The organism is Xanthomonas sp. NCPPB 2866 (genome assembly GCF_041475745.2).
In the GTDB taxonomy this organism is placed as follows: domain Bacteria; phylum Pseudomonadota; class Gammaproteobacteria; order Xanthomonadales; family Xanthomonadaceae; genus Xanthomonas; species Xanthomonas arboricola.
The window spans coordinates 978,333-991,552 of sequence record NZ_CM192975.1 but is presented as its reverse complement, the minus strand read 5'-3'; the positions used below and the strand labels follow the sequence as shown (position 1 = coordinate 991,552).

At 67.7% G+C, this 13,220-nt stretch carries 7 protein-coding genes and 1 riboswitch; all 7 genes read right to left on the bottom strand.

The features are described 5' to 3' along the window. Nucleotides 1-134: 134 nt before the first annotated feature. Nucleotides 135-1,361, bottom strand: a complete 1,227-nt coding sequence (locus ACCQ04_RS04145; protein WP_226426792.1) for a histidine-type phosphatase — start codon at nucleotides 1,359-1,361, stop codon at nucleotides 135-137. A gap of 684 nt (nucleotides 1,362-2,045) precedes the next feature. Next, nucleotides 2,046-3,248, bottom strand: a complete 1,203-nt coding sequence (locus ACCQ04_RS04140; protein ID WP_345778018.1) for an OmpA family protein — start codon at nucleotides 3,246-3,248, stop codon at nucleotides 2,046-2,048. A 325-nt stretch (nucleotides 3,249-3,573) separates the two neighbouring features. Beyond that, a complete protein-coding gene (locus ACCQ04_RS04135; protein ID WP_255618449.1) occupies nucleotides 3,574-5,550 on the bottom strand; it encodes an esterase/lipase family protein in 1,977 nt (658 codons plus the stop codon). Nucleotides 5,551-5,594: 44 nt separating this feature from the next. Beyond that, complete coding sequence (locus ACCQ04_RS04130) at nucleotides 5,595-6,632, bottom strand: DUF4105 domain-containing protein (RefSeq protein WP_054591390.1); 1,038 nt, start codon at nucleotides 6,630-6,632, stop codon at nucleotides 5,595-5,597. Further along, a complete protein-coding gene (locus tag ACCQ04_RS04125; RefSeq protein WP_016902213.1) occupies nucleotides 6,629-7,201 on the bottom strand; it encodes a TetR/AcrR family transcriptional regulator in 573 nt (190 codons plus the stop codon). The genes ACCQ04_RS04130 and ACCQ04_RS04125 overlap by 4 nt, the downstream gene beginning before the upstream one ends. A gap of 124 nt (nucleotides 7,202-7,325) precedes the next feature. After that, nucleotides 7,326-10,040 carry a phosphoenolpyruvate carboxylase gene (gene ppc, locus ACCQ04_RS04120; protein ID WP_226426794.1) on the bottom strand — a complete coding sequence of 905 codons (2,715 nt, stop codon included), beginning with the start codon at nucleotides 10,038-10,040 and terminating at the stop codon, nucleotides 7,326-7,328. A 399-nt stretch (nucleotides 10,041-10,439) separates the two neighbouring features. After that, nucleotides 10,440-12,914 (bottom strand): S9 family peptidase, encoded by a 2,475-nt coding sequence (locus tag ACCQ04_RS04115; RefSeq protein WP_372358771.1) that lies wholly within the window; start codon nucleotides 12,912-12,914, stop codon nucleotides 10,440-10,442. A gap of 189 nt (nucleotides 12,915-13,103) precedes the next feature. After that, nucleotides 13,104-13,217, top strand: a riboswitch (S-adenosyl-L-homocysteine riboswitch). Nucleotides 13,218-13,220 lie beyond the last annotated feature (3 nt).

The window sequence follows — 13,220 nt, the reverse complement described above, 5'->3', positions numbered from 1 at the left end:
ACCGATCGTTGTCGGCAACTGAGAGAAAAGCGGCCTTCGGTTGACTGGTCGTGGCCTGGATCTTGTTCCATCGGTTCCATGCGGATGCTTCGACGAGCTGAAGGTGCCTGCACATCGAAGCCCCGGCATTGCGTTCAAGGCTCACGTTGCAACTGTTGCTCCAACGCCTGAGCGAACGCCTTCAACTGACACGCCATCCGTTGCTCGTCCGTGCATAGACCCAAGGCCAGTTCCTGCTGCAACGGCGGGTGCGCTAGATCCAATGGCGCCAGCGTCCGCAGTTGATCCAGCGATTGCGCAAGATACCGCGCATGCACCACCTGCTGCCCATTCGGTTCGCGCCATAGCTCCAGCAGCAACGCGCCGCCCGGCGGCGGATCGTCGGCACCGTAGCCGGGGAGATGAAAGTGCACGCCCAGCAAACCGCTCAAGGCAGCGATATGCGTATCGCTGCCAACGAAGACCGAGACCTTTGGCGCCTGCATATCGCCGAAGCGCTGCAGCACTTCGCGCGCCAGCGGTGCGCCCGAACGTGAGGCCATGTAATGCGGGCGCGCGTAGATGTCGAACAACAAGGCGTGCAGGCGCGAGACCTGCGCCAGCCGCTCGGGTGTGGCGCGGCCCCAGCCGACCTGCGACAGCGGCAGGCCTTCGGCGTATTGCAGCAGCAATACCTCGCCGGTGCCGGAGGTCAGGTCGATCGGCCCACCCAGGGCCAGGCCGCGCCCGTTGGCCGACGGTGCCAGCGTGGACGGCATCTGCGCGAAGTCGCAGGGGGTGCGCGTGCAACCCAGGATCTGCTGCATTGCCTGCAACTCGGCTGCGTGCCCTCGCAGCAATGCGGCGGGGCCACCGGTTTGCCTTTCGATCGCCGCAACCGCCGCCGTGCCATCGAACGGCACCGCGCCGGCTTCGATCGGGCGGAACAACGGATCGTTGCTGCCGGCCGGGCGATGTCCGGCGACGATCCCGCACCCCGGTGCCAGCGCCTCGGCCAGCAAAGCGCCGCTGTCGATGGTGCGCTGATCGGTATTGGCCCAGACCGAGACGCTGCCTGCTGCCGGGCAGCCGCTACGCGGCAACACGCCCTGCTGCGCCAGCCATTGACGCAGATAGTCACCGCTCAACTGCACGCCGATGCGCCCGTGCGGCGTCAGCAGGCTGGCCGGTGTGGACCATTGCGGCCACGGCGCATCGGCATAGTGCGCTGCGGCGGCTTCGCCCTGCAGCGGTGCGCGCACGCCGTGCCGGAAGACAGCCACCACGCGTTCCAGTTGCGCGGTCTGCGCGATTGCGGGCGGCCCGGACGGACGCGGCGTGCAGCCGATCAGCAGCAGCGCGCCGAGTGCGAGTGCCGGCATCCGCCATCGTAGCCGCAGTGCTGTCGTCGAACGTTGCCTGACGCCTGCGTGCAACGGCGCATTGATCCCGCACGACGGCAACGACGCGATCCCCATCGCGTCGTTGCCGTCATCGCCTGCGGGCGTCTGTTCACCACCCTGCCCCGTTTTCTTCGCTTGCCTGAAACCCATACCTGTCGGTCATCCCGTTGGTCATCGCGGAATTTACCGGGCCAATGTGCAAGGCAGACGACACCTGGCGGAACTTATCCAACATGTCCGGGTAGCCACCACGCGGCGATAAATGCTCGGCAGCAGCCGAACGGTTGCGGTACCAGAGCGGCCAACACATGAAAGCTGGCGGTCGTCAGGTGGGAGCGGACGCGCGCCCAGAATTGAAATGTACGAGTGGTCCGTGCCGCTTCCTAGCACCGGCAGCGCCTCACCTGACGGCGGCTCAGTCGATGTGTTGGCCGCTCTAAGTGCGGCATCAGTCTTTTCCACCTGCAACTCACCGCATGGTGCGCCGCTTTGAGCAGATCCCCCGCGCACCGACCATCAGGACGCACTGCGCGAGGCCGCGCCGCGCTGACATGAGGTGGACCGGCATCCGTCCATCGACACACGCCTGCGCGGCGCGCCAGCTATCCGGGACCGTCGTGCTCCTGCGCCTGCATGCGACTGTATGCGTGCAGATCGGCCCACTCAGGTGCGCAGGAAGATTTCCACGCGTCGGTTGAGTTGTCGCCCGCCGGGGTTGTCCTGCCCATCCAGCGTATTGGGTGCCACCGGTTGCGATTCGCCATAGCCTTTTGCGCCGGCCGACTGCGCGGCACCGCGGGTGCGTAATGCGGCCAGCACCGCCTCGGCGCGGCGCTCGGACAGCGCCTGGTTATAGGCGTCGCTGCCCTTGGCATCGGTATGCCCGCGAACCTCCATGTCCTTGGCGCTGACCTTGCCGAGTGCGGCCGCCAGCACGTCGAGCACGCGCGCGGCGTCGGGGCGGATTTCGGCCTTGTCGAAGTCGAACAGGATGCGCTCGTTCAAGGTGATCAGATAGCCGCACGGTGCGCCGGGAAGTGCGAACTTCTGCAGCAGCGGAAAGCGCCCGGCCGGCGGCACCTTCGGCAGCGGCGGCATGCGCACTTCGCGCGGCGGGGTACCAACGGTGCCGGTGCCATTGCCGCGGTTCTGCACCAGCACGTCCGGGCCGTTCCAGGTTCCCGAGCCGTCGGCGTTGATGGTGATCAGACCGCGCGGGCCGTTCCAGGTGCCGCTGCCATCGCCGTGGTTGTCGACCAAACCGCTCTTGTCGCTGTTCCAGGTTCCCGCCCCCTTGCCATCCAGACTGATCAGGCCGGCCGGGCCGTTGTAGGTACCGGCGCCGCTGGCCTGGACCTGGATGATCGCGTCGTCGCCACCGGCGCCGCTGGCGTTGATGGTGCCGCTGCCGTCGGCATTGACGCGGATCAGGCCGCCGTCGAAGTTGGCGGTACCGCTGCCATCGGCCTTGAGGTCGAACAGCCCGCCGTCGCCGTTGCGCAGCAGATTGCCGTTGGCATCGACACTGGTGATGCCGGCGTCGTTGATCAAGCTGCCGCCATCGCCGCAGCGTGCCGGCGTCACGCTGACGCCTTCGATCGGGTCGAGAATGTCCTGCAGCGAGGCCTCCAGTGCGCGCTGCGCCGGGGTGACGCCAGCAATCTCCGGCACCACAATCGACGGGATGGCCGGGAACTCGGGCACCGCTTCATCAGCGACCGGTGGCGATGCAGATGGAGGCGCTGCGGTCTGCGCTGCCGGCGGCGTGGCACCCACAGGGTCGGCCGCCTCGCGTTGACCTTCGCCGCGGCCGCAACCGGCCAGCAGCAAGGGCACCCAGATCACTGCCGACAGCGTCTTGCGCATTGCGTCTTCCCTGGTTCGAGCGTGTTCGAGAACCGCCTGATAGCACGGGCCAGGTAAACAACGCGCTAAACGCGGCCAACGCAACGACTGCGCGACCGTCAGGCAGTGCGGTCGGTGCCGGGATCGGCTTGCTCGTGCACTCCGCCTCCTGCGCGTCGTCCGCACCCACCGGATGACCGCGTGTTGCCCAGGTTTGCCGGCCCAGGCGTGAGCGATCGCAACGCCGGGACGCGTACCGGACAATGGTGCGCATTGGCAGCGGGCAAACTCCACACCCCGCGGTGCGTGACTAGTAGCCACACCTTCCAGCGAGGGTGCAGCGCACTCAGAACGTCGCAGGCGTCGCAGCCGGACGCGCGGCCTGCGCCTGGTTTGTGTCTGCCGCTTCGGCTTGCAGCTGCTCGTGCAGGATGCGGCGAATCTCCAGAATCGCCTGCGGGGTTTCCTGCACGCTATGCCAGGAGGTCACCACCAGCTCCGACTCGGCACCGTCCAGATGCGCGCTGCGATACGGCACCAGGCCATCGTCGGAATCGGCCAGCGGCACCTGCGGTTTTTCGCGTCCGACGATGGTGTGGTAATGCACCTGCGGGGAGATCGGCAGGTCCATGCTGGCGCGCACGAACGGGTCGGTATCGCGCAGGTTGTCGATGCTGGTCGGCGGCAGCAGGCGCCGCTTGCGTCGCGGGTCGTCGCCCTGGCCGCCACGCTCGCTGCTGGCCAGGTCCTGAAACACATCGCCGAAGCGATCCAGCAAGGTGATCGGCAAACGCACCAGGCGGCCGACAAAACGCCCGAGACCACCTTCGGCCAAGGGCGTGCCGCGATGCGGCGCGGCGATGAAGATGGCGCGGTCGACCTGCGGCATTGGCGAAAAATGCAGCAACGGCGACAACTTCGCGCGGATGCGTGCGCCGCGCTCGCCGTCCAGCCGGTAGTCTTCCAGCAGCGAATTCCACAGGCGCTCGCCCGACGAAGACACCAGCAGGCGCCCGATCACCCCGCCCATGCTGTGGCCGATCAACACCATGTCGTGCGATGCGATCGCCGTGCCGGACGGATCGAAGTGCTGCAGGCTGCGCTCCACCAGGGCCTGGATTTCGGCGCGGTTGACCGCCACCGGCGCATTGGTGGGGTAGTACACCTGCCAGATCTGGTAGCGCTGGCGCAGCGCTTCATCGCCCATCACTTCGTTGGCGACATTGACCCAGGCTTCCGGGCTGCTGGCAAGGCCATGCAGCATCAGCAGCACGCGTCGGTTCGGGTCGTAGGGCTGCATCAGATACAGATGCGGGCGGTCGATGCCGCGCGCGCTGCCCAGCATCGAGCGCAGGGACTGCGCGGCAAACCCGGACCTGGCAAGCCACAGGCCATACGCGGCGGTGAAGTTGGCCGCCAGCGGCACGCGCTGGCCATGCAGTACCACTTCGTTCTGGCGATACGGGTCGTAAGGCACCACGGTGACGGCACGACCGCGCAGCACCGCATCCAGCGTATCGCCCTCGAAGCGCAGCAGCAGCGTTGCCGGTGCATACGGCATCTCGCTGAAGGTGGGCAGCGGACGCTCAGGTGTCGCGACAGCGGCAGCAGATTGTTGCAAGGCCAGTCCGGCAGGGTCGCCGACCACCTGCGGGTCCACCTCGGCCACCAGTTCGGCGCCGAAGCCGTCGCGTCGATACGTGCTGCGCAGCCCATCGAAGCGCAATGCCGAGGCGGCGAAGATCGCGCGCGGCGTGTTGCCGCCGCCCGGCAACCGATATGCAGACATGTCGATACCCACCTGCCAGCGGCCTATGCTGGTCGGTTCGCGCTCGCTCTGGCCGGTCTGCTGCGCGCGTGCGAACAGGCGTTCGATCACCTGCTGCACGGCGTAGTTGTAGTAGTCGCGCACCTGCGTCTGGCGATTTTCGAACGCACGCGCGCTGGGCGCCCGATCGGTGAAAAACAGATACGCGTACGCATGCCGCGCGGCCTCCAGCCAGGCGTCGACTGCGGCATCGCTCATGGTTGTCGGGTCGCGCCCGCCCAGCGCAATCGCATGCGCGGTCCATAGCTCGGCCTGCGTTGCCAGCCGGCGCTCATCGCCGATGCCTGCGACGGTGGCGAGTTGCTGCAGGCAGGGCAGCGGGTCGCTGCGGCAGGCCTTGGGTTGCAGACCGGCCACCTGCACCGTCTCGCCGCTGGCCTGGCTCAACGCGCCAGTGCTGAGTACATCGCCACGCGTGCGCGCGATGAAGTCGCCGCTGCTGTGCGATTGCACCGTGACCATGGCGCAGCCGCTCAGCCACAGGCTCGCCAGCATGCCCGCCAGCACCGCGGCGGTACGACATCCACGCAGGCGCGGCGTCACCGGGGTGCGCTCGCGGTGGCCCCAGGCGCCGGTGCCTGCGGCATGCCGGCGCGGATGCGCTCGGAAAAATCGGCCGCCTTGTCGGCAGCGATCGCGCGTGCGGTGAAATGCCCACGCTGCTTCAGTGTGGCGAAGTCGTAGCCGGGCATCAACCCATCGTGATCGTAGGCGTATTCGTCGGCGTATCCGGACAGCAGCAGGCGATGATCCAGCGGCAATGTGGGCTGCAATTGCCGCGCCAACGCAAACACGATCGTGGTGCAGTTGCTGGTGAGCGTGTTGTAGAACGCCGGCGCGCGATTCAAGTCGTTGGCCAGGCCCACGTAGCCCATGAACATGCGGCGCAGCCCGGCCTTGGGAATCGCCAGCCGATACAGATACATGTCCTCGCCGCGCACATTGGTGCGCACGCGCAGGATGTCGCGCTCGTCGGCGGCTACCAGGGTCTCTTCGAAACTGCGGAAAAACCCGCCCAATGCCGAGAACGACTCGTCGCGCTCCTTGCGGATTTCCAGCGAGAACACCACGTGCGAGCCGTCGTCGAAACCGAACGACACCAGGGTGTGCGCGATCGCCGGGCCCATCCAGTACGACAGCGCCAGATCGGCGCTGACCAGACGGTCCAGATCGTACTGGCGGGTTTCCCAGCGCGGCTGGTAGTCGGTTTCGCTATGCCAGTCGAAATTGCGCACGTTGTGCAGCGTGACGATGTTGCCGTGCACCTCCGGCTGCAGGCGCTGGGCGACATCGTCGGCCCAGTCGCGGTCCTGGCTGGGCTGCATCATCCACCACGACACCGCCAGCACCGCAAATGCCGCACTGAAGATGCCCACCAAGGCCCAGTTCTCGCGGCCACGGCGCAGGCCCCACAACGCCGCGATTGCCATCGCGCACCACGAGCCCACCCACGCCGCGCGCACGAACGCATTGCCGGTCAGTGCGAAGTAGATCGCCAGCCCGCCCCAGAGCGCGGCCAGCACCAGCGCCACCCGCAACGCCCAGCGCCCGATGCGCGAACGCGTGGCCGATTTCATCGGGTGCCGCCTTCCGGCACCTGCATGCCCAATGCGTGCATCAACAGATCGGCCGAACGATGGGCGAGGCGTTTGCGTTCGGACTCGTCATTGCCGCGCAGGCAGCTGCCCAGCATGTCGATCACCAGCAGCAGCTGTTCGTCGTCGACATCGGCACGGCACAGGCCGGCGTCGCGGGCGCGATGCACGAATGGCAGGAAGATGCTCACCACGCGCCGGTCGGCGGTTTCCACCGCCGGGTGCGCGCGTTCGATGGACCGCCAGAAATCCACCAGCGGCGCGGACTGGGCGATGTGCTCGGCCACGTCGTGCAGCAACACGGCCAGTCCGTCCGGGCGCTCGGCCAGATCGGCGGCCAGCCGCTCCAGGCCATCCAGGCCGCGGGTCATCAGCGCGGTCATCAGCGCTAGCCGGTCGGGGAAATTGCGGTACAGCGTGGCGCGGCCAAGGCCGGCACGCTCGACCACCAGTTCCAGCGGGGCATTGACGCCGTGTTCGCTGAACACTTCGTCGGCGGCATCGAGTATCTGCCGGCGGCGCAGCGCGGCATCAGGGCGGGAAGTCGTCATCGCGGCATTATCGGACAGATTTGTCCGGTTACGCCAGAGTCCGCTTGTCGATTCCGCGCCCTCTCCGACCAACGGTCGGATCGGATTGGACCATCGAATCCGACGGTCCAATCAGCGAACCGGATCAGCCGGTGTTCTGCACGCCTTGCGAGACGCCGTTGACGCAAGCGACCAGCGCGCGCAGCAGTTCGTCGTCCTCGCCATCGGTGGCACGCCAGCGTTGCAGCAGGTCCACCTGCAGCACGCTGATCGGGTCGATGTAGGGGTTGCGCAGACGGATCGACAAGGCCAGCCGCGGGTCGTGCTGCAGCAGCGACTGCTGGCCGGTCAATGCCTTCACCCAGCCCTTGGTCAGCGCCAGCTCGGCGCCGATGGTCGGGAAGAACCGCTGGTGCAGGTCGCCCGACAGCCGCGAGAACAGCTCGGCGATGGTGAGATCGCCCTTGGACAGCACCATCGCCACGTCGTCGAGGAAGGTGCGGAAGAACGGCCAGTCCTGCGCCATCTCGCGCAAGGTGTCTTCGTGCCCGGCTTCCACTGCCGCCTGCAGGCCGCTGCCCACGCCGTACCAGCCCGGGATCACCGCACGCGCCTGGCTCCAGGCGAACACCCACGGAATCGCGCGCAGGTTGGACAAGGCCGCGTCCTGGCCGAGCCGGCGCGACGGGCGCGAGCCCAGCGTCATGCGTTCGATCACATCGATCGGCGTGGCGCGGCGGAAGTACTGCATGAAATCCGGCGCGCCGACGAAGGCGCGGTACGCCACGGTGCTGCGTTCGGCGACCAGGTCCATCACCGGCCGCCAGCGATCCTCGCGCGGCTCGGGCGCACGCGGGCGCAGGCTGGACAGCAGCACCGCGCCGGTCATTTGTTCCAGCGAGCGCAGCGCCAGGGCACGGATGCCGTACTTGCGATGGATCACCTCGCCCTGCTCGGTCACGCGCAGCCGGCCATCGACACTGCCGCGCGGTGCGGCATCCAGCGCGCGGCTGGTCTTGCCGCCGCCACGTGCGATCGAGCCACCGCGGCCATGGAAGAAGGTCAGCCGCACGCCCAGCTCGGCGGCGGCTTCGAGCAGTTCCACCTGCGCGCGCTGCAGCCCCCAGCGCGAGGCGGTGATGCCGCCGTCCTTGCCGCTGTCCGAATACCCGAGCATCACCATCTGCGTATCGCCGCGCGCGGCCAGATGCTGGCGGTAGACCGGGTCGGCCAGCAGATCCTGCACGGTGCCGGTACCGCCGCGCAGATCGTCCACGGTTTCGAACAGCGGCACGATATCCAGCGGCACTGCGCCGGTGTCGTCGACCAGGCCGCCACGGCGCGCCAGCGCCAGCACGGTGAGCACGTCGGCGCGGTTGTGCGCCATCGAGATGATGTAGCTGCCCAGCGCATCGGCGCCGTGGCGGCTGCGCGCATCGGCAAGCGCGGCAAACACCGCATCCAGCCGCGCATTGCCTTCGTCATCCACGCGCGGCAATGCCTGCTCGCCTGCTGCATACGGACCGAGCAATGCAGCGCGCTGCCTGGCCTCCTGTTCATCCCAATCCGCCTGGCCGAGTGCATCGGCCACTGCACGCGCATGCACGCTCGATTCCTGGCGCACATCCAGCCGCGCCAGGTGGAAGCCGAAGGTGCGCACACGCCACAACAGGCGGCGCACCGCGAACCAACCGGCGTGCAGGCCCTTGTTGGCCTCCAGGCTGTCCAGGATCAATTGCAGGTCGTGTTCCAGCTCGGACGGGCTGGCGTAGGCACCCTCGGCATCGTCCAGCGTGGCCTGCAGGCGCGCGCGCATCAGATCGTTGAGCAGCCGGTACGGCATGTCGCCGTGGCGCGGACGCGAGCGTGCGGCGTCCTCCGGCAACAGCGCGCGGTAGCGCTGCAGTTGCTCGCTCAACGCCGGGCTCACCGCCACCAGCGTGGTCGACTGGCTGAGCAGGCTGGCCAGTTGCCAGAGTTCCTTCTGATAACGGTCCAGCACCGCACGCCGTTGCGCATCCAGCGTGCCGGCGATGGTGACGGCATCCACGTTGGGGTTGCCATCCATGTCGCCGCCGACCCAGGTGCCGAAGCGCAGCAGCCGCGGCAGGGTCGGCACGCTGCCGTAGGTTTCTTCAATGGCGTGTTCGAGAGTTTCGTACATCACCGGGACCACGCGATACAGCACCTGGGTGAGATAGAAGCCCACATGCTCACGCTCGTCCTCCACGGTGGGGCGCACCGGCGAGGAGTCGGCGGTCTGCCAGGACGCGGTCAAGGCCATGCGGAAGCGCGCCGCGTCGGTGGCGCGCTCGTTGGGCGTGCGCATGCCGTCCAGGTTGTCGACCAGGCTGGCGACCATCAGCTGCTCTTTTTCCAGCAGCGCGCGGCGCACCGCTTCGGTGGGATGCGCGGTGAACACCGGCTCCACGTCGATCCGCGGCAACCACTCGCTGAGTTCGTCCAGCGTCACGCCCTGCGCCTTGAGCCGGCGCAAGGCATCGTGCAACCCGTCCGGCTGCGGCGTGTCGGTGCCGCTGCGCTGGTATTCGCGGCGGCGGCGGATGCGGTGCACGCGCTCGGCGATGTTGACCACCTGAAAATAGGTGCTGAAGGCGCGCACCAGCGACTCGGCCTCGCGCGGCTCGCGCCCGGCCAGCTGCTCGCTCAGCGTCGACGGCGGGGCATCGCTCTCGCGGCGCGCAATCGCCGTGGTGCGGACGCGTTCGATCTCATCGAGAAATTCCGCAGAGACCTGCTCAGCGAGCAGGTCACCGACCAGTGCACCGAGCCGACGCACATCGTCGCGCAAGGCAAGATCGGGGGTAGCGAACACAAGACTGCTGCGGTACTCGTTCATCGGAAACGCACACCCTCTCAAGCGCAAAGTCGTCGAAGACTAACCCAAAAGGATTAGATGATCGCGACCGGCACGACGGTTTCAACACCAACCATCGTGTGCTGGCGCTCCCTGCCGATGGCCCTCGTAGGAGCGCGCTGGCGCGCGATGGGGTTTTCCCGGTGATGCCCATCGCGGGCAGGTCCGCTGCTACGCGAGGTGGCTGTTCTGGTCATGCTGCGTCGCGCCCGGGTGCGCTCCTACGGTGAATGCGTCCGCCTCGCGTCCCGGGTAGATTCGCTGCGCCGTCCACGCGATTGCCGCGATCACCGGTAGGAGCGCACCCGGGCGCGACGAGGCGTTATCGATAAAGCCGCATCGCGCGCAAGCGCGCTCCTACCGGTCCCAACGCACCACCGATTAACGCGTGCGCGTAGCGCCGGTCTCCTTCACCGGCTCGCCGAGATTGGTCTTCAACCACTGCTCGCTCTCGGCCAACATCTGCAGGATCGACTGCCGCGCGCGATACGCATGCGATTCGTTGGGCAGCAGCACCAGCCGCGCGTTACCACCCAGGCCCTTGATCGCGGCGAACATGCGCTCGCTCTGGATCGGGAAGGTGCCGGTGTTGTTGTCGTCCTGGCCGTGGATCAGCAGCAGCGGATCCTTGATCTTGTCAGCGTAGTTGAACGGCGACATCGCCTGATACACCGATTGCGCCTGCCAGTAGTTGCGCTCCTCGGCCTGGAACCCGAACGGGGTGAGCGTGCGGTTGTAGGCCCCGCTGCGCGCGATGCCGGCCTTGAACAGCCGCGTGTGCGCGAGCAGGTTGGCGGTCATGAAAGCGCCGTAGGAGTGCCCGCCGATGGCGATGTGCTCGCGGTCGGTGACCCCGCGCCGCACCACTTCGTCCACCGCGGCCTGCGCATCGGCGACCAGCTGCGGCACATAGGTGTCGTTGGGTTCGGCATCGCCTTCGCCGACGATCGGCATGGTCGGGTTGTTGAGCACCACATAGCCGATCGCCAGAAACGCCTGCGGCCCCCAGTAGCTGATCGCATTGAAGCGATAGGGCGAGTCGGTGACCTGGCTGGCGGTGTTGGCACTCTTGAACTCGCCCGGATAAGCCCACATCAGCAGCGGCCGCGGGCCGTCGCGCTTGGGGTCGTAACCGGGCGGCAGCAGCAGCGTGGCAGTGAGGTCCACGCCATCGGCGCGCTTGTAGCGGATCTGCTCCTTCTGCACGCCACGCAACTGCGGCAGCGGATGGGCGAAATGCGTCAACGCACGCGGCGCAGGCGCTGCATCGCCCAATGCCTGCACGACATAGTTGGCCGGCTCCTCGGGCGACTCGCGGCTGAGCAGCAACTGCGTGCCTTGCGCATCCAGCAATGCCAGCGGTGCGGAATAGCTCGGCGCCTGCGAATGGAACAGGCGCGTGGCGCGTCTGCTCTGCAGATCGAAGCGATCCACGAACGGGCGGTCGCCTTCCGGCGAGGCGCCCTTGCCGAGCAGGAACAGGCTGTTGCCATCGGCGCCGGTCTGCAGCAGCGTGCGGCCCTTGCCGTCGGCCACGGTCGCCGGCGTGCCGGGATCGTTGTAGCGGTCCTGCGACGAGCGGTCCCACAGCAATTCGGGCGCGCGCTGCGGCTGGTCCGGTGCGATACGCCACTGCTTGGTGCGGCGGGTTTTCCACCAGCTTTCGCTGAGGATGGCCAGATCGCCGCGGCCCCACTGGATGCCTTCGAAGCGGCTGCCCAGTTGCGCCAGCGTGACCGGCGCACGCGTAAATGGCGCAGCCTGCATCATCACCGCATCACGGACCTTGCTCTCGCGTGCCGGGTCGCCGCCGTCCTGCGCCTCGGCCCAGACCAGCGTGGCCGGCGCATCGACGCGCCAGGCAATGTCGCGCACGCCGGTGGGCACGGCATCGTTGCCGGTCGGCAGGCCTTCCACCAATGGCAGCCGGGCGATCTGGCGCACCAGCTTGCCCTGCAGGTCCAGCACCTCGATACGGCGTGCGAAGTTGTCCACTGGCACCAGATACGAGAACGGCCGTTCGCTGCGTTCGCTCAGGATGTAACGGCCATCCGGCGACACCGAGAGATTGAGATAGATGCCGGGCGTGGCGATCGGGCGCACCTGCCCGCTCACGCTGACGATGATGGGCTGGCCGGTGGCGTAGTACTCGAACACGCGCGCATCGGCCTCGTTGCGCAGCAGGTCCTGATAGGTCGGCAGCGAGCGCACGCCGGCAGCGGCGCTGGTCTGCTGGATCGCCGGGCCGTCCGGCACCGCATCGCGGGTGGGCGGCGCGCCCTGCCCGGCCACTTGCTGCTGCAGCAGCAGGCCGCTGCCATCGGGCAACCAGCGCAGATCGTCGTTGACACTGGTGTTCAAACCGGCCACCAGACGCCGCGCCTGCCCGGCCGCCACGTCCACCAGCCACAGCTCGTTGGCACCGCTGGCCGCGTCCTCGCGGCGGAACGCCAGGTAGCGCTGATCCGGCGACCAGCTCAACGTGGCCAGCGACAGTGGTGACGGCAGCCCGGCGATCTGCCGCTCGCTGCCGTCGGCCACCGACAGCAGCCATAGCTTGTCGGCAAAGGAGAACCGGCTGCTGGCAAAGGTCTTGGGATGGATGCGCAGGCCGGCCAGCTTGAGTTCGGGCTGGGCCACCTCGGCGATGTCCGGCAACGCCGGCAACTGCACCATCGCGCCCAGGTCGCGGTTGGGCGACAGGTGCAGCAGCGGCGCGCGCGGGGCGTCCACCACTGCCTGCAGCGCCTTGGAGGGCAGTTGGTAGCCAGTGCTTGCCGCAGCGGCAGGCGGGCCAGCCGGCGCGACGGCTGCGGCCGCAGCCAGTGGTGCGCTCAGCGCCAGTACGCCTGCCAGGGCCCATCGCTGCTGCCGCCTGCCGTGCCGTGCATCGGGTGTCGCCTGCATTGTCCATCCCCAGTGTCGATCGACTCCGGACCATAGCAGCCACGCGCTCCCCCGCTCCCCTGCCGTTGGTTGGGGCGCGTGCCGATTCAAGCCGGCCAATTCATGCCGGAGGGGGGTGCTGCCGATATAATCAATGCTCTCGTCGAGGGGCGCTGCGACCGGTATGGCGGACTGATCCGCCAACTGCACGAAAAGTGCAGGAAATACGGCCAGGCTCGACAAGCATTCATCGTTCAACGGCGCCCCGCATTGCAG